This is a genomic window from Roseomonas sp. TF40 (genome assembly GCF_057219975.1).
The window spans coordinates 220638-239399 of record NZ_JBXVVR010000008.1; the positions used below are offsets into that span (position 1 = coordinate 220638).

The 18762-nt window shown below is 71.0% G+C and carries 20 protein-coding genes; 13 read left to right on the top strand and 7 right to left on the bottom strand.

Features of this window, described 5'->3' with window-relative positions:
- The gene (locus tag AC2D9U_RS20760) at nucleotides 1-1035 is read right to left on the bottom strand and encodes a calcium-binding protein (RefSeq protein WP_484752489.1); all 1035 of its coding nucleotides are present in this window, start codon (nucleotides 1033-1035) and stop codon (nucleotides 1-3) included.
- Nucleotides 1036-1182: 147 nt separating this feature from the next.
- A complete protein-coding gene (locus tag AC2D9U_RS20765) occupies nucleotides 1183-2163 on the bottom strand; it encodes an amino acid ABC transporter substrate-binding protein (protein WP_484752491.1) in 981 nt (326 codons plus the stop codon).
- A gap of 223 nt (nucleotides 2164-2386) precedes the next feature.
- On the opposite strand from AC2D9U_RS20765, the gene AC2D9U_RS20770 reads away from it, so the two are divergent.
- Nucleotides 2387-3454, top strand: a complete 1068-nt coding sequence (locus tag AC2D9U_RS20770) for an alpha/beta hydrolase (RefSeq protein WP_484752494.1) — start codon at nucleotides 2387-2389, stop codon at nucleotides 3452-3454.
- Here the strand turns inward: AC2D9U_RS20770 and AC2D9U_RS20775 are convergent.
- The 4 genes from AC2D9U_RS20775 to AC2D9U_RS20790 are packed head-to-tail and all read right to left on the bottom strand — an operon-like array spanning nucleotide 3442 to nucleotide 7974.
- Complete coding sequence (locus AC2D9U_RS20775) at nucleotides 3442-3798, bottom strand: ArsC family reductase (RefSeq protein ID WP_484752496.1); 357 nt, start codon at nucleotides 3796-3798, stop codon at nucleotides 3442-3444. The genes AC2D9U_RS20770 and AC2D9U_RS20775 overlap by 13 nt on opposite strands.
- Nucleotides 3799-3805: 7 nt before the next feature.
- The gene (locus tag AC2D9U_RS20780) at nucleotides 3806-6100 is read right to left on the bottom strand and encodes a calcium-binding protein (RefSeq protein ID WP_484752498.1); all 2295 of its coding nucleotides are present in this window, start codon (nucleotides 6098-6100) and stop codon (nucleotides 3806-3808) included.
- Nucleotides 6101-6128: 28 nt separating this feature from the next.
- A complete protein-coding gene (locus AC2D9U_RS20785) occupies nucleotides 6129-7001 on the bottom strand; it encodes a protein-methionine-sulfoxide reductase heme-binding subunit MsrQ (RefSeq protein WP_484752501.1) in 873 nt (290 codons plus the stop codon).
- A gap of 37 nt (nucleotides 7002-7038) precedes the next feature.
- Nucleotides 7039-7974, bottom strand: a complete 936-nt coding sequence (locus AC2D9U_RS20790; protein WP_484752503.1) for a mitochondrial fission ELM1 family protein — start codon at nucleotides 7972-7974, stop codon at nucleotides 7039-7041.
- Nucleotides 7975-8045: 71 nt separating this feature from the next.
- Between AC2D9U_RS20790 and AC2D9U_RS20795 the strand changes: the two genes are divergently transcribed.
- The 9 genes from AC2D9U_RS20795 (at nucleotide 8046) to AC2D9U_RS20835 (ending at nucleotide 15740) form a co-directional block, all read left to right on the top strand.
- Complete coding sequence (locus AC2D9U_RS20795) at nucleotides 8046-8768, top strand: orotate phosphoribosyltransferase (RefSeq protein ID WP_484752505.1); 723 nt, start codon at nucleotides 8046-8048, stop codon at nucleotides 8766-8768.
- Between the two features lie 19 nt (nucleotides 8769-8787).
- On the top strand, nucleotides 8788-9078 hold the full coding sequence (locus AC2D9U_RS20800; protein ID WP_484752508.1) for a ribbon-helix-helix protein, CopG family: 291 nt from the start codon (nucleotides 8788-8790) through the stop codon (nucleotides 9076-9078).
- Entirely contained in the window at nucleotides 9075-9359 is a 285-nt protein-coding gene (locus tag AC2D9U_RS20805; RefSeq protein ID WP_484752510.1) for a type II toxin-antitoxin system RelE/ParE family toxin, read from the top strand. The genes AC2D9U_RS20800 and AC2D9U_RS20805 overlap by 4 nt, the downstream gene beginning before the upstream one ends.
- Complete coding sequence (locus AC2D9U_RS20810; protein WP_484752512.1) at nucleotides 9341-11005, top strand: peptide ABC transporter substrate-binding protein; 1665 nt, start codon at nucleotides 9341-9343, stop codon at nucleotides 11003-11005. The genes AC2D9U_RS20805 and AC2D9U_RS20810 overlap by 19 nt, the downstream gene beginning before the upstream one ends.
- Nucleotides 11002-11931: an ABC transporter permease gene (locus AC2D9U_RS20815; RefSeq protein WP_484752514.1), complete on the top strand. Its 930-nt coding sequence runs from the start codon at nucleotides 11002-11004 to the stop codon at nucleotides 11929-11931. Before AC2D9U_RS20810 ends, AC2D9U_RS20815 begins: the two co-directional genes overlap by 4 nt.
- Complete coding sequence (locus tag AC2D9U_RS20820; RefSeq protein ID WP_484752516.1) at nucleotides 11928-12743, top strand: ABC transporter permease; 816 nt, start codon at nucleotides 11928-11930, stop codon at nucleotides 12741-12743. The genes AC2D9U_RS20815 and AC2D9U_RS20820 overlap by 4 nt, the downstream gene beginning before the upstream one ends.
- Before the next feature lie 28 nt (nucleotides 12744-12771).
- Complete coding sequence (locus tag AC2D9U_RS20825) at nucleotides 12772-13926, top strand: uroporphyrinogen decarboxylase/cobalamine-independent methonine synthase family protein (RefSeq protein ID WP_484752518.1); 1155 nt, start codon at nucleotides 12772-12774, stop codon at nucleotides 13924-13926.
- 143 nt (nucleotides 13927-14069) lie between these two features.
- Nucleotides 14070-15056: a Bug family tripartite tricarboxylate transporter substrate binding protein gene (locus AC2D9U_RS20830; RefSeq protein WP_484752520.1), complete on the top strand. Its 987-nt coding sequence runs from the start codon at nucleotides 14070-14072 to the stop codon at nucleotides 15054-15056.
- A gap of 105 nt (nucleotides 15057-15161) precedes the next feature.
- On the top strand, nucleotides 15162-15740 hold the full coding sequence (locus tag AC2D9U_RS20835) for a DedA family protein (protein ID WP_484752522.1): 579 nt from the start codon (nucleotides 15162-15164) through the stop codon (nucleotides 15738-15740).
- 3 nt (nucleotides 15741-15743) lie between these two features.
- Here AC2D9U_RS20835 and pdxY read toward each other — a convergent pair whose 3' ends face one another.
- A complete protein-coding gene (pdxY, locus tag AC2D9U_RS20840; protein ID WP_484752524.1) occupies nucleotides 15744-16631 on the bottom strand; it encodes a pyridoxal kinase PdxY in 888 nt (295 codons plus the stop codon).
- Nucleotides 16632-16829: 198 nt separating this feature from the next.
- Between pdxY and rpmE the strand changes: the two genes are divergently transcribed.
- The 3 genes from rpmE to AC2D9U_RS20855 all read left to right on the top strand — a co-directional run bounded on the left by rpmE (nucleotide 16830) and on the right by AC2D9U_RS20855 (nucleotide 18515).
- Complete coding sequence (gene rpmE / locus AC2D9U_RS20845) at nucleotides 16830-17060, top strand: 50S ribosomal protein L31 (RefSeq protein WP_484752526.1); 231 nt, start codon at nucleotides 16830-16832, stop codon at nucleotides 17058-17060.
- A gap of 32 nt (nucleotides 17061-17092) precedes the next feature.
- Nucleotides 17093-17872 (top strand): sulfotransferase family protein, encoded by a 780-nt coding sequence (locus tag AC2D9U_RS20850; protein WP_484752528.1) that lies wholly within the window; start codon nucleotides 17093-17095, stop codon nucleotides 17870-17872.
- A gap of 175 nt (nucleotides 17873-18047) precedes the next feature.
- Nucleotides 18048-18515 (top strand): Hsp20 family protein, encoded by a 468-nt coding sequence (locus tag AC2D9U_RS20855; protein ID WP_484752530.1) that lies wholly within the window; start codon nucleotides 18048-18050, stop codon nucleotides 18513-18515.
- Nucleotides 18516-18762 lie beyond the last annotated feature (247 nt).

An 18762-nucleotide genomic window follows, 5' to 3' on the forward strand; every position in this document is an offset into this window, starting at 1 on the left:
TCACCCCACCGCCGCCCAATACGACCACCCGCCCAGCGAGATCGACCTGATATTGCTGAACTCGATGGTCTCGCCGCGGATGGTCAGGGTGCCGCCCATCACCTGGCTGCCCAGGATGATGCGGCCATCCTCCACCGTGATGCTCGGCGTCAGCCCGTCATGGTCCGGCCCGAACAGGACGGTTGCCGCTTCCTCATCCGTCGCGATGAGCCGCAGGTCCAGCCCGGCCAGGATCTCCTCTATCGTGACGACGTCGTAGGCGGAGCCGTCGATGACGATGTTGCCGTTGTTGCCGTTCTCATCCCGGAAGCCGTGGATGGTGTCGTTGCCGTCGTTGACGTTCCATTTGAAGGTGTCCTGGCCGGGGCCACCCCGGATCAGGTCATTGCCCGCCCCGCCCGACAGCACGTCATTGCCCAGGCCGCCCGAGAGCGTGTCCTCGCCCGCCCCGCCCGAGAGCGTATCATTGCCCAGGCCACCCGCGAGATTGTCCTCGCCCCACATCCCCTCGATCTCGTCATGGCCCGCATCGCCCCAGAGCGTGTCGTTGCCGCTGTTGCCGTTGATCCGGTCATCCCCGTCGCCGCCGAAGATCAGGTCGTCAACCGGCGCATCCACACCGGGTTTCCAAGTGTCGAAGGAGAGGTTGTAGGAGAAGCTGTCGCCGGCCAGGCTGTCGTTCCCGGCGCCGCCATAGATGGTATCGCTGCCCTCGGAGCCGGACATCGTGTCCTCGCCGGCGCCGCCGGCCATGTAGTCGCGCCCCGCGCCGCCATCGGCGCTGTCGTCACCCGCGCCGGCCCGCAGCGTGTCGCGGCCCTCGCCGCCGTCGAGTACGTCGTCGCCCGCGCCGCCCTCGAGCCAGTCATTGCCCGCACCGCCGTCCAGGTGGTCATTGCCCGCATGGCCCGAGAGCAGGTCGGTGGTGTCGGTGCCCTGCAGCGTGTCCCGCCCCTCCCCGCCGCCCAGCACGGCGCCGCCATGCACACGGGCCAAGTCGCCCATATCGAGCGGCGTCGGAGTGATGTTCCGCATCGGCGGCGGCCTTTCAGGAGCGGCGTGGCAACGATCTTCCATCCCACGACGCCACGCGCAGCACCAGCAGGAAGTGCCGATGGTCGCCTGAGGCGACCCCTATTGAAGGGCAGCCGGCCGGGAGAGGCTCCCGGCCGGCGCTGGCGGTCAGCGCATCGGCGGCGCGTATTGCAGGCCACCCTGCGTCCACAGCGCGTTGATGCCGCGCGGCACGCCGAGCGGCGTGATGTTGCGGGTCCAGACCTCGCCGAAATTGCCGACCTGGCGCACCACGGTCACGGCGAAGTTGTTCTCCAGGCCGAGCATGCGGCCCAGATCACCCGTGCGGCCCATGAAGCGCTGCACTTCGGGGTTGGTGCTGTTGGCGAAGCTGTCGATGTTGGCACTCGTGATGCCAAGCTCCTCGGCCGTCACCTGGGCGAAATGCGTCCAACGCACGATGTCGAAGAACTTCTGATCGCCCTTGCGGACCACCGCACCCAGCGGTTCCTTCGAGATGATCTCGGGCAGCAGCAGGTAGCGATTGGCATTCGGCCCCTGGCTGAAGGCGAAGGACGCCAGCGAGGAGGCGTCGTTCGTGTAGGCATCGCAGCGACGCGCAATGAAGGCGGCGCGGATTTCCTCGATGCTCTCGATCACCACCGGCGTGAAACGCAGGCGGTTGGTGCGGAAGAAGTCCGACATGTTGAGCTCGGTGGTCGTGCCGGGCTGCACGCAGACCGTCGCGCCATCGAGCTGGCGGGCGCTGGTCACGCCGGAATCGCGGTGCACCATGAAGCCCTGGCCATCGTAGAAGGTGATGGAGGCGAATTGCAGGCCGAGCGAGGCCTCGCGCGCCAGGGTCCAGGTCGTGGTCCGCGCCAGCATGTCCACTTCGCCCGACTGCAGCGCGGTGAAGCGGTTCTGCGTCGTGGTGGCGACGAAGCGGACCTTGGACGCGTCGCCGAAGATCGAAGCCGCAACGCCGCGGCAGGTATCGGCATCGATACCGCGCCACTCACCCCGGCTGTCCGGCAGCGAGAAGCCGACCGTGCTGGGAGAGACGCCGCAGAGCAGGAAGCCGCGCGCGCGAATCGCTGCCACCGTGTCGGTGGTCGGCTGCGCCATGGCGGGCAGCGCGGAGGCCATGAGTGTGGCCGCGCCAAGCACGGCGCCGAGAAGAGAAGATCGCATTTCCGTATTGGTCCCCCAGACAGGATAACGGGGCCAGATTGGCCGGCCCGCGCGCGAAAGTGTCGCGGGAGGGCTTCTGACGGACAAGTGACAGTGCATTCATCTTTCACCCAGCCGTGATGGCAGCGAAGCGCCTGTTCCGCCGCTATGCTCGCCGCGCAACCGAGGGGGTATTCGCATGCGTGAACGCCTGGTGCACTTCGCCACCAACCGGATCTTCGACGGGCAGAAGGCCGAGTTCGGCTTCACCCCCTGCGATCCGCCGGCCCGGCTGCTCGCCGGCAAGATCACCTGCAAGGTGGCGCTCGACCCGGCGATCGAGGGCATCGCGGGCAAGCCCGTGGTCGCGAAATCCGAGGCCCCGGATGAAGGGCTTGTGGATACGCTCGCCTCCTGGTTGCAGCTTGCCGAGCAGCAACACGGCATCGCGCTGCTCTTCACGCATGGCTTCAACTACAGTTTCACCGAGGCCGCGACGCGCACCGCCGCGCTGTGCGAATGGCTCGAGGCCGGGGGTGCGCCGCCCATCGTGCCGCTCAGCTTCACCTGGCCTTCGAACGGCATGGGCAGCATCGACGCCTATCTCGACGACCAGAAGGATGCCGAACGCTCAGGCGCCGCGCTCGCGCGGCTGATCTCGGCCATCGCGGCGCTCAAGCCGGCGCGCAAGCCGGTCTACCTCGCGCATTCCATGGGGGCGCGGGCGACGCGCTGCGGCATGCAGGCCATCACGCCGCAGCTGCCCTTCTTCACCGAGCCCGTCTTCGGCCAGGCCTTCATCATCGCCGGCGACGATGTATGGGATGTGCTGGATGCGCCCTGGCGCGGCCTCGCGCCCGGAGCCACCGCCGGGGCGTTGCGCCCGCTGGCCACGCTCGCGCGCCATGTGACGATCGGCGTGAACCGCGACGACGGCGTGGTCTGGGCGATCTCGGGCACGATCAACGACGGCAAGCGCCTGGGCACCGGCGGGCCGGCGCATGCGGCGGAACTGCCGGGCAATGTGAAGGTGGTGGACTATTCGATGGTCATCGGCGGCAAGGATGAGAAGCCCGTGCCGGCCAGCGAGACCGAGATGAACTGGATCGGCCACCAGTATCACCGCAACGACAAGCGCGTGCGCGCGGATCTGGTGGCCGCACTGAAGGCCGGCGGCCCGCCCGAAACGGTGCCGGGGCGGCGCTTCGGCAGGGTTGACCCGGCGGTCGCGATCCAGGAGATCGCAAGCCGCCTCTACCCCGCCTGAACGCCGAACAGCGCCGCGTAGCGATCAGGGGCGAAGCCGATCGTCAGCGCCCCGTCGCGCTCCAGCACGGGGCGCTTGATCATCGAGGGCTGCGCCAGCATGAGCGCCACGGCGCGCGCCGCATCCAGCCCCTCGCGCTCCGCCTCGGGCAGCTTGCGGAAGGTGGTGCCCGCGCGGTTCAGCAGCGCCTCCCACCCCACCTGCCCGACCCAGCGCGCGAGCGTCGCGCGCTCAATCCCCTCGGCCTTGTAGTCGTGGAAGCGATAGGCGATGCCCCGCGCCTCCAGCCAGGCGCGGGCCTTCTTCATGGTGTCGCAGTTCTTGATGCCGTGCAGGACGATCATGGGTCTCTCAGGCAAAGAGGGCGTCGTGCAGCGGGTCGAAGCTGCCGGTGACCAGGAAGGAATCGACGCCCGCCGCGCCCTGCACCTTCCATTGCGCGCCGGCGACGAAGCTCACCAGCGCCCCCGCGCCATAGCCTTCGAAGCGGATCACGTCGCCCGCCGCGGCGCCAAGCCCCGCGAAATCCAGGATGCGGTCGCCCTGCGCGTCGTCGAGGCGCAGCACGAAGACGTCGTTGCCGGTGCCGCCCGTCAGCCGGTCCGCCCCGGCACCGCCATCGAGCGTATCGGCGCCGTTGCCGCCATTGAGGAGATTGGCGCCGGCATTGCCGCGCAGCAGGTTGTTGCCGCCATTGCCGGTGCCGTTGATGGCGCTCGTGCCGGTCAGGACCAGCGCCTCGATGCCGGCGGCGAGGCTGTGGCTCTGGCCGCTCTCCACCGTATCCGCCCCGCCGGTATCGACGATCACGTCCAGGCTGTCGGCGCGGTAGAGATCATTGCCGAGCCCACCCTGCAGCAGGTCCCGGCCATGGCCGCCCACCAGCGTATCTGCACCCGTCCCGCCCTGGAGCGTGTCGTTGTCGGTGCCGCCGTAGAGCACCAGCCGCTCGATGCCGGTGAAATCCACCGACCGGCCCTGCCCGCCGATCCAGCCGCTGCCATCGCCGAACGCCTCCGCCTCCACCGCCAGCAGCAGCATGGAGAAATCGACCTCGAGCAGGTCATTGCCGCTGCCGCCATCGACCAGCGCGCTGCCGCCCTCGACGCGCAGCGAATCATCGCCCGCGCCGCCCTGCAGGACCGCCGTGCCGCTGGGGGCGACGAATTCCAGCCGGTCGTTGCCGGCGCCACCGTCGAGCACGCCATCCCCCACGCCGAGGCGCAGCGAATCATCGCCATCCTCGCCAAGCAGCAGCGCGTTCTCGGTGACGATGCCGCCCCCGGCGAGGATCGAATCATCGCCCGCGCCACCGGCGAGGATGTCGCCCACGCCGCCATAGCCGATCAACGTATCCGCGAGCGCCCCGCCCTGGAGGTCGTCGGCGCCGTCCGTGCCATCGACGTGCAGGCGCTCGAAGCCACTGGCGCGGAAAGCATGGGTCTCCACCGGCGCCCCGAAGGCCAGAGTGGCCCGCACCGCCCCGCCGGCATCGAAGGCCACGGCGAGGCTCGAGAGCCCGCCCACCCAGACAAGGCGCAGCGTGTCGAGCCCCGCCCCGCCATCGAACAGGCCGATCCCGTAGCCGCCGGGGGAGAGGCTCACCTGGACGAAGTCATCGCCCTCCCCGGCGAGCACCCGATCCTCCGCCGCGGCGAAGAGCGAGTCACGGCCCGCCCCGCCATCGAGCCAATCGGGCAGGTCGGCACTGGCGAGGGAATCCTCGTCGGCGATGAGCACGTCATCGCCCGCGCCGCCCTGCAGGCGGTCCCCGGCATGGCCGCCGATCAGCGTATCCGTCCCCTCGCCGCCCTGCAGCAGGTCCGCACCGGCCAAGCCGCGCAGCAGATCGTCGCCAGCCCCGCCATTCAACGTGTCCCGATCGCCGTTGAGGCTGAATTCGAGGTCACCGAGCAGCGTGTCGTTGCCCGCCCCACCCAGCAGCCGGTCCGCCTGGTCGCCGCCCTGCAGGCTGTCCGCCCCCGCGCCGCCGATCAGCGTGTCGTTGCCGGTCTCGCCCAGCAGCGTGTCGTTGCCGCCCCAGCCTTCGATCCGGTCGCGCCCGGCACCACCGGCGAGGCTGTCGGCGCCGGTATCGGCCGCAGCGGCCTCCCGCGCATGGCCGTGCAGCGTGTCGTCCAGCTGGCCGCCCGCGATGATGTCGGCCCCGGCCGTGCCGTAGATGTCGCGCGGCAGGTCCATGCGGGTGACATGCGCCATGTAGGCGCCGGTCGCGCTGGCCGAGGCGGCCTGGATGCCAAACCGCCACAGCCCCGGCGAGGTCGCCACGAAGGTGCCGAAGGGATCGGCGAGACTCGTGGAACCGGGGTCGAGCCCCAGCCCCTGCGTCACGGTGGCGACCAGCGCGCCGGCCGGGTTGTAGAGGAAGAGCGTCAGGTCGGGGATGCCGGCCAGACCATCGATATCGACGATCCAGACCTCACCCGAGAGGAGATCGACCGCGAAATAATCCTGGTCCCCCACCACCCCGATGCTGGCCTCGACCGTAACGGTGGCGGCGAGCGGAAACACGTTGCCCGCCCCCTGCTCGAGCTCGACGGTGAACTCGGCCTCCTGCAGCAGGAGGGCTGCGTTGAGGCCGGGGGTGCCGGTCAGCCCGTTCTCGGGGTCGATACGAATGCCCATGGCGCCTGCCCTCCGGATCGGGTGCAGGCTAGCGGCGGCCTCCCGCGGAAGAAAGCCCGCGCCAGCCGCGCGCCAGGGGGATCAGCGCCACCACCAGGCCCATGAGCAGCACGATCTGCGCCGGGCGCAGCCCCGCCGCGAGGTCGAGATTGGCGGCGAGGATGCGGCCTGCCGGAAGGTTGGTGGCGCTGGCATACCAGGCAAATTCGAGCCCCGCGGCACCAATCGCCGCCACCGGTGCCAGCAACGCCAGCGCCCGGGCCTCCGCCCGCCAGCGCCCCGGCAATTGCCGCCAGAGCATCAGCCAGACGAACAGCCCCGCCATCAACACCGCGTCATCCGCGCGCGCCTTGGATTGCAGGAAGGCATGCAGCACGGCGAAGGCCACCAGGGGATAGACGATCCGGTGCAGCTTCTTCCATCCCCGCCCGAGCCGCGCCTGCCAGGCATCGGTCGAGGTCCAGCCCAGCACGCCGAGCCCGAGCAGCACGGCGAAGCCGATGGTGAGGTAGAGGCGCGTCGCGATCTCCACAGCCACCGCCGGCAGGTTCCAGGCGAGATGCCCGCTGTAGAGCACCAGATGCAGCACCGCGTAGCCCAGCGCCGTGAGCCCCACCATGCGCCGGTAGGTGGCGATGCGGGGTGCCTCGGCGATCCAGCGCAGCGGCGTGACGGCGAGGCTCAGCAGCAATGCCCAGAGCGCCCAGGACCCGGCCTCGCGCATCGCCGCCTTCCAGGGCTCGGCGCCGAGCGCGCCATCGGCCAGCATCGCCAGCAGCACGAGGCCCGGGGCGATCAGGCTGATGAGCACCAGCAGCCGCGGCCAGGAGAAGCGCCGGCGATGGTCCAGCCAGGGCCAGGCGATGGCGAAGGGGCGCGGGGCGGGCAGCGTCGTGCTCATGCCCGGCGCTTCGCCGCCACCACGCCGGAGGTTCCGCTCAGCCCGCAAGCAGGCCTCGCGCGGCGATCTCGGCGGCGATGCGGCCGACCTCGTCCAAGGGTGCCCGGGCGAATGGGGCGGGCGCGTCGCGCAGCGGGCGCGCCTGGCCGGCGGCGTAGAGGCTCTCATGCAGGGCCAAATGGCGTCTCCCTTCCCCGCCGAGGGGGGCGATGAACAGCGGCGCGGGCGTGACCAGCGCCTCGCTCAACATGGAGACGGAATCGCCGCTGACCACCAGCAGGTCGGCCCAGGCCATGATGCCCAGCAGCGGGTTGGGCCCGGCATCGCCCCAGCGATGGAGGATGTGCGGCAGGGGGGCCAGGGCGGCGGCCAGCGCCTCGGTCGCCGGGCCGCCGGTGCGCCGGCTGGCGGTGGCCAGCACGCTGCCCCCGAAGCCCGCGACCTGCGCGCCGAGGCTGGCCGCGAGCGCCGGCGCCAATCCCTCGGCCCGCACCGGCCCGCCCAGCAGCAGGCCGATGCGCGGCCGCGCCAGGGCCTCGAAGGCGGCCCAGTGCTGCCGCGCCTCGGCCAGACGCGCGGGGGAGATGCGGTGCGCCGCCCCCAGGATGGTCAGGACATTGGGCCGGGCCGGCGGGTCGTCATGCCGGCCGAGGATGTTCAGCGCGAAGCGACCTGCCAGGGGGCTGCGCATGCAATGGACCACCCGTGCCCCGCGCGCCTGCAGCCAAGCCGCCACCGGCGCGCTGCGCCGCCCCGCCGAGATCACCAGGCGCGGCCAGGGGGGCGCAAGGCCGGCGCGGGCCGGCCCCGCCAGCCCGGCCAGGGTGCCGAAGGGCCAGGGCAGGCGCGCCAGCCCCCCCCAGGCCAGGGGGACCAGCCGAAAGGGCCGGTCGAGCCGCTCGGCGATGCCCTGCGCCTGGGCAGCGGTGCCGGCGCGGGGGTCGGCCAGGACCCAAATGGGCTCGGCCGTCATGGACGCTGGCGCCCGGCAGGGTTACGAACAGGGATCACGCCCACCCTTTTCCTCCGCACAGGGACCTGCCCATGGCCATCGCCCACGCCTCCGACTGGGACCGCGACGCCGCGCTCACCACGGCGCGCATCCTGCTCGAGATCAAGGCCGTGAACTTCCGGCCCGAGGAGCCCTACACCTTCACGAGCGGCTGGAAGAGCCCCGTCTACATCGATTGCCGGCGCATCATCTCCTTCCCCCGCGCCCGGATGCGCATCTGCGACCTGGGTTTCGAGAAGATCGCCCGGCATATCGGCTTCGAATCCATCGACGTGGTGGTGGGCGGCGAGACGGCCGGCATCCCCTTCGGCGCCTGGATCGCGGACCGGATGATGGCGCCCATGGCCTATGTGCGGAAGAAGCCCAAGGGCTTCGGCCGCAACGCGCTGATCGAGGGCGAGGTGCCGATCGGCCAGAAGGCGCTGCTGGTGGAGGATCTGACCACCGATGGCGGCTCCAAGATCCGCTTCGCGCAGTCGCTGCGTGACGCGGGGGCGATCTGCGACCACACCTTCGTGGTGTTCTACTACGGCGTCTTCCCCGGCAGCTTCGAGAAGATGAAGGAGATGGGCCTGCACCTGCACCACCTCTGCACCTGGTGGGATGTGCTGGAAGTCTGCCGCGAGCGGCCCTATTTCTCGGAGAGCGCGCTGAAGGAAGTGCGCAAGTTCCTCGAGGATCCGGTCGGCTGGTCGAAGGCGCATGGCGGCATCGGCTCGGTCGCGGAAGCCAAGCTGAAGGACAGCGCGGAATAGGCAGGAAGGGGCGGCGGCGATGGTGCGGATCAGCGTGGACTTGCCCGATGAGGTGGCCGAGGCGCTGACCCGCGCGGCGGCGGAGCGCCAGTCCACGCGCGAGGCCGTGCTGGTCGAGGCCGCCCGCGCCTTTCTCGGCCCCGATGACGGTTTCGATGCCTTCGTCGCCGACAAGGCGGCCTTCTCGGCCTGGATCGCGGAGGGCGAGGCGGATGCCGCTGCGGGTCGCCTCGTGGATCATGCGGTGGTGATGGCGGAGCTGGACGCCTGGGTGGAAGAGGTTGAAGCCAAGGCCCGGACCCGCGGGTGAGGATCCGCTGGTCGATCATTGCGCGGGCCGACCTTGCCGACATCCGTCGTTACCTGGCTGAAGAGAACCCCGCCGCGGCGCGCCATGCCGCGAGGCAAATCCGTCGCACGGCCAGACGGCTTGAGACCTTCCCGCTCTCGGCCATGATGCTGCCAGGACAGGATGTCCGCGCCGCGGCGGTCCGGCATACGCCCTATCGCCTCATCTACGCCATCGCAGCCGATGAGGTCCTCATTCTCCGCGTCTGGCATGGAGCCCGCCAATGGCCGCCCTCCGCCTGAGCCTCGCCTTGCTGCTGATGGCCCTGCCCGCGCTGGCACAGGCGCAGACGCCACCGCGCGAGAGCCTCACCATCGGCATCACGCAATACCCCGCCACCTTCCACCCCAACATCGAGAGCATGGCGGCGAAATCCTACGTGCTCGGCTTCACGCGCCGGCCACTGACGGTGCGCGATCCGGACTGGAACCTCGCCTGCCTGGGCTGCGATGTCGTGCCCAGCCTCGAGAACGGCATGGCGGTGCGCGAGAGCACGCCCGATGGCCGGCCGGGCATCCGCGTCACCTGGCGCATCCGCGAGGGGTCGCGCTGGGGCGATGGCACGCCGGTGACGGCGGAGGACCTGCTCTTCGCCTGGGAGGCAGGGCGCGACTTTTCCACGGGCTTCGGCGGCGCCGAATTCTACCGCAGCGCCTATGAGGCGATCGTGGAGGGTCCGCGCAGCGTCACGCTGCGCTTCGACCGCGTCACCTTCGAATACGCCTCGGCCGGCGATTGGCAGCCTTTGCCCGCGCATATCGAGCGCGCGCGCTGGGCGCAGGAACCGCGCAGCTATCGCAGCCGCAGCGCCTATGAGACCGAACCCACCAATCCCGGCCTGTGGAACGGCCCCTACCGCATCAGCGCGGTGACCCCGGGCAGCGGCGTGGTGCTGGAGCGCAACGCCCATTGGGCCGGCGCCGCACCTGCCTTCCGCCGCATCGCCATCCGCACCGTGGAGAACACCGCGGCGCTGGAAGCGCAGCTTCTCGCCGGGCAGCTCGACATGATCGCGGGCGAGCTCGGCCTGCCGCTCGACCAGGCGGCGGCGCTGGAGCGGCGCGTGCCGAACCGCTTCCGCTTCGCCTACAAGCCCGGCCTGATCTACGAGCATCTCGACCTCAACCTCGACACGCCCGCCTTGGCCGATCGGCGCGTGCGCCAGGCGCTGATCCAGGCCATCGACCGCGCGCAGATCGTCGCCCGGCTCTTCGAGGGGCGGCAGAGCGTGGCGCATACCACGGTGAATCCGCTGGATGGCATGCATGACGACAATGTCCGGCAATGGCCCTTCAACCTTGCCGCCGCCCGCGCCTTGCTTGACGACGCCGGCTGGCGTCCCGGTCCCGACGGCATCCGCCGCAACGCGGCCGGGGAGCGCCTGACCCTCGAGCTGATGACCACCGCCGGCAACCGCTCGCGCGAGGCGGTGCAGCAGGTGATCCAGGGCATGTGGCGCCAGGCGGGCATCGAGACGCGCATCCGCAACGAACCGCCGCGCGTCTTCTTCGGCGAGACGTTGAGCCGCCGCCGCTTCACCGGGGCGGCGATGTTCGCCTGGATCTCGAGCCCCGAGAACGTGCCGCGCACCACCTTGCACAGCGATGAGATCCCGCGCGCCGAGCGCAACTTCTCCGGCCAGAACTACACCGGCTTCCGCAATGCCGAGATGGATGCGCTGCTTGAGGCGCTGCCCATCGAGCTCGACCGCGAGCGTCGCCGCGCGCTGTGGCATCGCCTGCAGGCGATCTATGCCGAGGAATTGCCGGCCATCCCGCTCTGGTTCCGCTCGGACGCGCATGTCTGGCCCCTGTGGCTTGAGGGGGTGCGCCCGACGGGGCATCTCAACGCCTCCTCGCTCTGGGCAGAGGAGTGGCGCGTCCGGTGATCCGGCTGCTCGTCACAAGGCTGGGGCAGATCGCGATCACCCTCGTGCTGCTCTCGGCGGCGATGTTCCTGCTGATCGGGCTGATGCCGGGCGATCCCATCGACCTCGCCATCGCGGGCGATCCACGCCTGACGGCCGAGGATGCGGCGCGGCTGCGCGCCCTGCATGGGCTGGATCAGCCGCTGATGGCGCGCTACGCGGCCTGGGCGCAGGCCTTGCTGGCGGGCGAGTTCGGCTATTCGCGCCTCTTCGCGCAGCCCGTGGCGCAGGTGATCTGGCCCGCCTTGCTTTCCTCCCTCGCGCTGCTTGGCGCCGCACTTGCGCTGGCGGCGGGCCTTGGCCTGGCACTCGGCGCGCTGGCGGCGGCGCGGCCGCGCCTGGCGGGCGTCGTCGATGCCATCGCCATCCTCGGCCAATCGGCGCCGAGCTTCTGGGCGGGCATCCTGCTGATCATCCTCTTCGCCGTGACGCTGGGCTGGCTGCCGGCGGGCGGCGTGCCGGAGGAAGGGCAATCCGCCTGGCGCTTCCTGCTGCTGCCGGTGGTGACCTTGGCACTCGCCAACCTCGCCGCCTATGCGCGGCACAGCGCCGCCGCGCTTTCGGCCACGCTGCGCGAGCCCTGGGTGGTGGCCGCCCGCGCGCGCGGCAATGGCGAGGCACGGGTGCTGTTCCGCCACGCCTTCCCCAACGCCGCCGTGCCGATCCTGCAGGTGGCGGCGTTGGATGCCGGTTCGCTGGTCGGCGGCGCGCTGATCACCGAGACGCTCTTCGCCCGGCCCGGCATGGGCAAGCTGATCTATGACGCGGTGATGGGCAACGACACCAACCTCGCCCTGGTGGCGCTACTGCTGGTGGCGCTGGTGACCATGCTGGCCACGCTGGCGGCGGATGTCGCGCAGCGGGCGCTGGATCCGCGGCTCGCATGAGGCTGTCGCTCGGCCTGCTGATGCTCGCGCCGCTTGTGCTCGGCGCGCTGTTCGCGGGCACGCTCGAGGCCGCCATGGGGCACGATGCCTTCACGCCCGACCTGTTCAACCGCTTCGCGCCGGCCTCGGCCACGCATCCGCTCGGCACGGATGACCTCGGCCGTGACCTCCTGCTGCGGCTGCTGCATGGCGCGCGGGTCTCGCTGGCGGTGGGGCTTGCCACGGCCATCGCGGCGACGCTGATCGGCACGGCGATCGGCCTGCTCGCGGCCTGGCGTGGCGGGATCACGGATGCGGTGCTGATGCGCCTTGCGGATGGGATGCTCGCTTTGCCCGCCCTGCCGGTGCTGGTGGTGCTGGCGGCGGCCGATACCGGGCGCATCGGCCTGCCGCGCGGCGAGGCGCTGTCCGACATTCTCCGCATCGTTGCCATCCTGGCGCTGTTCGGCTGGGTGGGCGTGGCGCGCCTCGCCCGTGCGGCGGCGCTTTCCGTCCTGGCGCGCGACTATGTGCGCGCCGCGCGCGGCCTCGGCGCCTCCGAGGCGCGGATCCTGCTGCGCCATGTCGCGCCCAACATCACGGGGCCGATCCTGGTCGCCACGGCGCTCGCCGTCGCGGGCGCGATCCTGGCGGAAAGCGCGCTGAGCTTCCTCGGCCTGGGCATCGCCCCGCCCGCGGCAAGCTGGGGCAACATGCTGGCGAATGCGCAGGATCTCGTGTTCTCCGCCCCCCTCGCCGCGGTCTGGCCGGGTGCGATGATTCTGCTGGCGGTGGCCGGCTGCACCCTGGTCGCGGACGCCCTGCGGCGCTAACGCTCTTCCGAAAGGGAGAGAACCGGCGATGCCGCGCATCCTGACCACGCATACCGGCAGCCTGCCCCGCCCGCGTGCCCTGACCCGCCTGCACGCCCGGCGCGCGCGCGGCGAGGCGGTGGATGCGGCGGAACTCGCCGCCGCCGCCGAGGCCGCGGTGCGCGCCATCGTGCCGCAGCAGCGCGCGGCGGGCATCGACATCCCCAACAATGGCGAGCAGGGGCGCGAATCCTTCGTGCTCTACCTGCGCGACCGCCTGACCGGCCTTGGCGGCGCCAGCGCGCGCGGCGGCTTCCAGGACATCGACGCCTATCCGGAATTCAAGGCCGAGTTCACCGCCGGCATGGCGACGAAGGAGGCCGCGAGCGTGACCTCCAACCTCCCGGCCGCCATCGCCCCAATCGCTTATGTGGGGGAGGAAGCGATGCAGGCGGAATGCGCCGAGTTCCGCGCCGCCCTGGCGCCGGAGGCCGCGCATTTCGCCGGCGCCTTTCTCGCCGCGCCCTCGCCCGGGATCGTCGCGGCGGTGGTGCAGAACCAGCACTACGACACCGAGGACGCCTACCTCGCCGCGCTGGGGGCGGCGCTGCGGGTGGAGTACAAGGCGATCCTCGATGCCGGGCTGACGCTGCAGATCGATTGCCCGGACCTGGCGCTGGAGCGCCAAGCCTCCTACCAGGATCGCCCGCTGGCCGACTTCCTGGGCTTCTGCGAGCGGGTGGTCGGCGCCATCAACACCGCCATCGCGGGCCTGCCGCGGGAACGCATCCGCCTGCATGTCTGCTGGGGCAATTACGAGGCGCCGCATGATTCGGACGTGCCCTTCGCCGAGATCTGGCCGCTGATCCGCCAGCTGCGTGTCGGCGGCTTCGTGCTGCCCTTCGCCAATCCGCGCCACGCCCATGAGCATCGCGTCTTCCGCGCCGCGCCGCTCGCGCCGGACCAGATCCTGGTCGCGGGCGTGATCGATACCCTGACCAACTTCGTCGAGCATCCCGAAGTGGTGGCCGAGCGGCTGGAGCGCATCGCACACAGCCTGGGCGACCCGGCGCGGCTGATGGCCGGCACGGATTGCGGCTTCGACACCTCGGCCGGGCGCGGGCGCGTGGCGCGCGATGTGGTCTGGGCCAAGCTGCGCGCCCTGGCGGAGGGCGCGCGCCTCGCCTCCGCGCGGCTCGCCTGAGCATGTGCTGGCTGTGCACGCTGCGCCGCCCGCCGGCGCGACCGAAGCCCCAACCAGCAGAACCGGTGACCAGAAATGAGCCGGCGGCGCCGGCCAGGACCAGGCGAGCCGGCGGAACCGGCACCGACCAAGGGAGAGAAACCATGATCCGTCGCATCCTGCTCGGCGCCGCCGCGGCGCTGCTGGCCCTCGCCCCCCGCCTCGCCGAGGCGCAGCCCAACGCCGTCTGGCCCGGCACGCGGCAGGTGCGGATCGTCATCACCTATCCGCCCGGCGGCACCACGGATTTCGTCGCCCGCTTCCTCGCCCAGCGCCTGAGCGAGCAGACCGGGGGCAGCTTCGTGGTGGAGAACCGCTCGGGCGGCGGCGGCGTGGTGGGCTGGACCCACCTGGTGCGCAGCGCCCCGGACGGCACGACGCTGCTGCTCACCGACAATTCGCTGGCCACCGCGCCGCCGCTGCAGCCAAATCTCGGCTTCGACATCCGCACCGACATGACGCCGATCTCGGCACTGGTGGACTACCCCACCGTCTTCGTCGTGCCCGGCAACGCCCCGGCGCGCACGCTGCGCGAATTCATCGACGCCCAGCGCGGCCGGCCCGCCGACAGCCTGTTCTATGGCTCCATGGGGGCGGGGTCCTCGCCGCACCTCTACACCGAATACCTGCAGGACCTGTCGGGCATCGCCATGACGCATGTGCCCTATCGCGGCATGGGCCCGGCCTTCACGGACCTGCTCGCCGGGCGCGTCGCGCTGCTGATCGCCGCCCCGCCCACCGTGCTCGGCGCGGTGCGCGACGGCCGGGCACGGGCGATCGCCATCGGCACCACCGGCGGGCGGATCCCGGCCCTGCCGGACGTGGCCACGGCGCGGGAACAGGGCGTCGATTTCACCTATTCCTTCTGGTACGGCCTGCTCGGCCCGCGCGGCCTGGAGCCCGCGGTGGTGGCGCGCATCCAGGAGGAGGTGCGCCGCTTCCAGGCCACGCCCGAAGTGCGGGAGCGCTTCGCCCAGCAGGGGGCCACCGTGATGTCCGGCGGCGCCGAGGAACTCTCCCGCGTCATCGAGAGCGACCTCGCCCGCTGGAGCGAGGTGATCCGTACGAAGGGCATCACGCTGCAGAACTGAGCCCTGCGAATGGGGGGAAAGTGCCGCGCGCAACACCATGTAACGCCGTGCCCTTCCCTTCCCCCGCGCCCGCCGCCATGATGCTCACGAACGGGAGAGCTTCACTTGGCAGAAATCTGGGAACAGTGGGGCGCGCTTGCCTATGCGGGGGTCTTTCTCTGGGCGTTCCTGGAAGGTGAAACCTTCGTCATCGCCGCGGCCGCCGTGGGGGCGGCCACCGGGCTGATCGATCCCTGGATCCTGTTCTTCGCCGCCTGGTCGGGATCCTTCTGCGGCGACCAGTGCTGGTTCCTGCTGGGTCGGCGCTTCGGGCCGCGGCTGCTGGCGCGCATGCCGCGCGCCAAGAACCAGTTCGACAAGGCCGCCGTGCTGCTGCACCGCTATGGCGCCGCCTTCATCCTGAGCTTCCGCTTCCTCTACGGCGTGCGCAACGTGGCCGCCGCCGCCTGCGGCATGGCCGGCATCCCCTATGCCCGCTTCGCCTTCTTCAACTTCTTCGGCGCGGGCATCTGGGCCGCGAGCTTCGTGCTGGCGGGCTGGTATCTCGGCGCCCTGCTCGGGCCGGAGAACCTGTTCTACGCCATCGGCGCCGTGGCGTTCACGGTGCTCGGCGTCATCCTCATCCGCTGGCAGCTTCGCCGCCGGCGCGCCCGCCTGGCGGCGGCGCAGCAGCCGGCAGGGTGAGGTTCAGCACGCCTCCGCGCGGAACACCCGGCTCGGCGTGACGAATTCCTCCTGCGCCGCGACCGAGAGGATCTCCCGCGACCCCGCCTCCGCCGTGCGGCGCAGCAGGCCATGGATGCTCGAGGCCGCGGCGGAGAGCGCGGTGCGCGCCTCACCGGCGCGCAGCCGGTGGAACAGGAACAGGGCGGCGATGGCATCGCCCGCGCCGTTCACGCTCACCGGCAGCAGCGGCGTGCGCAGGCGCCAGAAGGCGCCCTCCTCCCCCGCCAGCAGATCCATCGCATCCGCGGGCGTGTCCTCGGTGCGCAGCGAGGTCACCAGCACGCAGCGCGGCCCGCGGGCCTGCAGCTGCGCCACCGCGCGCTTGGCCTCCGCCAGCGTGGTGACGGTGGCGCCGGTCAGCCATTCCAGCTCGAACTGGTTGGGGGTGAGGATGTCGGCCACCGGCACGGCCCGGTCACGCATGAATTCCGGGATCCCCGGGCGGACGAAGACGCCCCGCCCGACATCGCCGATCACCGGGTCGCAGCAATACATCGCCGCGCCATTGGCCTGCTTCACGCGCGTGGCGGCGGCGAGGATGGTCTCGCCGATCTCGGCCGCGCCCATGTAGCCCGAGAGCACGGCATCGCAGTCCGGCAGCACGCCGCGCTCGGCGATGCCCTCGATCAGCTCCTGGATCAGCTCCCGCCCGAAGACCTGGCCGCGCCAGGCGCCATAGCCGGTGTGGTTGGAGAACTGCACCGTGTTCACCGCCCAGACCTCCGCCCCCAGGCGCTGCAGCGGAAACACCGCCGAGGCGTTGCCCACATGGCCATAGGAGACCCAGGACTGGATGCTGAGGATATTGAGCGGCCGCGCCGGATCGGTGGGCGAACGCGCGGGACTCATGCGCCGCCCGTGGCGATGATCGAGCCGGCCCTGCCCCGCATATCCGCGATCCTTCCTTGCATCGGGCCGGACGCTAAGTCCGGCGCCGGAGCCGGGCAAGACGCGCGCCCGGTTGCACGGGCGGAAATCCTCGCCTATACGCGCCGCTCCCGTGCCTGCCGGTCACCGTCGGCGGGCCCATGATCCGTGAGCGCCCCGATGAAGTCCGACATCCACCCCGACTACCACACCATCAACATCATCATGACCGATGGCACCACCTTCACCACGCGCTCCTGCTACGGGAAGGAAGGCGACACCATCCGCCTCGACATCGACCCGAAGTCGCACCCGGCCTGGACCGGCCAGCAGCGCGTGATGGACACGGGCGGGCAGATCGCCAAGTTCAACAAGAAGTTCGCCGGCATCGGCGTGCGCAAGTCGAGCTGAGGCCAAGGCACCGCCCCCCGGGCGGCGTAACGGTGGCCGCCGTGCCGGAGGAGGCCAGCCTGGCCTCCTGCCCCGGGGACCCACGGTTTCTCTTCGTGTGCGGCTGCCCGCGTTCGGGCACGACCGCACTGGGGCGGCTGCTGAACCAGCACCCCGCCGTGGCGTTGGGGCTGGAACGCTACAAATACGTCTTCGGTCGGCGTCTGGCGGAGTTCCAGCCGGCCTTGTTCGCACCGGCCCGCTTCCTCGACATCCGGCCCGAGGACAGCAACAACCCGAACACCCATCTCGCCGGCAAATTCGCCGCCGACGCGACGATCCGCGTGGTGGGCGACAAGATCCCCTATCTCTATCGCCGCTTCCCGCATGTCCTGCAGGCCTTCCCGGCCGTGCAGGTGCTGGCGATCTTCCGCGACCCCGTCGATGTCGCCCGATCCTGGCAGCAGCGCGCCGACAACCCGGCCGACACCTGGCGCGCCGAGGCCGGGGCCGCGGCTGCGCTCCTGGAGTGGAAGGCCAGCGTCGCCCGCGTGCGCGCCAACCTGCCCCGCTGGGGCGCGCGCATGACCGTCCTGGCCTATGAGCCTTTCTTCCGGGTCGCCGACTCGGCGCTGCTGGCGGCGAACTTCGAACGTCTCCTGGCGGTGCTGGGGCTTCGGATGCCACCCGCCGCGCTGGCCGAGGCGGCAGCGGCGATCTTCACGCCGCCCCGCCCAACCCCGCCCACCGCCCTGCCGAGGGACATCGCCGCCGAGGCCGAGGCGCTGCGCGAGGATCCGGCCTATCGCGCCCTGCTCGCCCGCGCGCTCTGAGGCGCGGTTCGACCCAGCCGGGGCGGGGTCTTGAACCGGTTCAGCACCCTACCCACCTCCCCACTGCCGGCGGTGCCCGATCGGGGCTGACGGTGCCATCCGCTCCAGGTCGCCCGCATGGGGGCCACGGCACGGGTGGAAAGCGCAACGACCTTGCTTCCCGAAGGGGGTCCCCATGACGAATTTCGATTTCGCGCCCTTGTTCCGCACCGCCATCGGCTTCGACCGCATGGCACGTCTCGCGGAATCCGCCCGCTCCGCCGCGGAAGGGGCGAGCTACCCGCCCTACAACATCGAGAAGACCGCCGAGGACAGCTATGTCCTGACGATGGCCGTGGCCGGCTTCGGCCCCGAGGACATCGAGGTGACGGCGCATGAGAACACCCTCGCCATCGCCGGCAAGGCGCCCGCGACGCCCCCGGCCGAGCCGGGCCGCGTGCTCTATCGCGGCATCGCCGGGCGCGCCTTCGAGCGTCGATTCGTCCTCGCCGACCACATCGTGGTCGAGGGCGCGCAGCTCGAGCACGGGCTGCTGCATGTGGCGCTGAAGCGCGTGGTGCCCGAGGCGCTGAAGCCCCGGCGCATCGCCATCACCCAGGGCGCGCCCCGCCCGGCCCTGGCCTCGCTCTCCGAGGCTGCCTGAGACGGGCGGTGGCGGGCAGCGCCCGCCGCCGCGATATGAAATCTGATACGGCTCTCGCGGCCCGGTCATCGCCGGGCCGCTTTTTTGTTTTGTGCCCCCGGCTTGCGCTCGATCAAGGAGCCGGTCCAGTCTGCGTGCATAAGCTGAGGCGAAATCACGGGTCGAAGCGCGATGAGTCTCTCTGGCCGGGCTGCACCTTCCAGACGTGCCTTCCTTGCCGCGACGGCGGCATTCGCCCTTCCGGGCC

What these genes read in the sequence shown, in the direction of transcription:
- AC2D9U_RS20825 (WP_484752518.1), top strand. Translation starts at nt 12,772, where the DNA reads ATGCCGCGCATCCTGACCACGCATACCGGCAGCCTGCCCCGCCCGCGT.
- AC2D9U_RS20770 (WP_484752494.1), top strand. Translation starts at nt 2,387, where the DNA reads ATGCGTGAACGCCTGGTGCACTTCGCCACCAACCGGATCTTCGACGGG.
- AC2D9U_RS20855 (WP_484752530.1), top strand. Translation starts at nt 18,048, where the DNA reads ATGACGAATTTCGATTTCGCGCCCTTGTTCCGCACCGCCATCGGCTTC.
- AC2D9U_RS20790 (WP_484752503.1), bottom strand. Translation starts at nt 7,974, where the DNA reads ATGACGGCCGAGCCCATTTGGGTCCTGGCCGACCCCCGCGCCGGCACC.
- AC2D9U_RS20830 (WP_484752520.1), top strand. Translation starts at nt 14,070, where the DNA reads ATGATCCGTCGCATCCTGCTCGGCGCCGCCGCGGCGCTGCTGGCCCTC.
- AC2D9U_RS20785 (WP_484752501.1), bottom strand. Translation starts at nt 7,001, where the DNA reads ATGAGCACGACGCTGCCCGCCCCGCGCCCCTTCGCCATCGCCTGGCCC.
- AC2D9U_RS20810 (WP_484752512.1), top strand. Translation starts at nt 9,341, where the DNA reads ATGGCCGCCCTCCGCCTGAGCCTCGCCTTGCTGCTGATGGCCCTGCCC.
- AC2D9U_RS20765 (WP_484752491.1), bottom strand. Translation starts at nt 2,163, where the DNA reads ATGGCCTCCGCGCTGCCCGCCATGGCGCAGCCGACCACCGACACGGTG.
- pdxY (WP_484752524.1), bottom strand. Translation starts at nt 16,631, where the DNA reads ATGAGTCCCGCGCGTTCGCCCACCGATCCGGCGCGGCCGCTCAATATC.
- AC2D9U_RS20775 (WP_484752496.1), bottom strand. Translation starts at nt 3,798, where the DNA reads ATGATCGTCCTGCACGGCATCAAGAACTGCGACACCATGAAGAAGGCC.
- AC2D9U_RS20795 (WP_484752505.1), top strand. Translation starts at nt 8,046, where the DNA reads ATGGCCATCGCCCACGCCTCCGACTGGGACCGCGACGCCGCGCTCACC.
- rpmE (WP_484752526.1), top strand. Translation starts at nt 16,830, where the DNA reads ATGAAGTCCGACATCCACCCCGACTACCACACCATCAACATCATCATG.
- AC2D9U_RS20760 (WP_484752489.1), bottom strand. Translation starts at nt 1,035, where the DNA reads ATGCGGAACATCACTCCGACGCCGCTCGATATGGGCGACTTGGCCCGT.
- AC2D9U_RS20800 (WP_484752508.1), top strand. Translation starts at nt 8,788, where the DNA reads ATGGTGCGGATCAGCGTGGACTTGCCCGATGAGGTGGCCGAGGCGCTG.
- AC2D9U_RS20780 (WP_484752498.1), bottom strand. Translation starts at nt 6,100, where the DNA reads ATGGGCATTCGTATCGACCCCGAGAACGGGCTGACCGGCACCCCCGGC.
- AC2D9U_RS20820 (WP_484752516.1), top strand. Translation starts at nt 11,928, where the DNA reads ATGAGGCTGTCGCTCGGCCTGCTGATGCTCGCGCCGCTTGTGCTCGGC.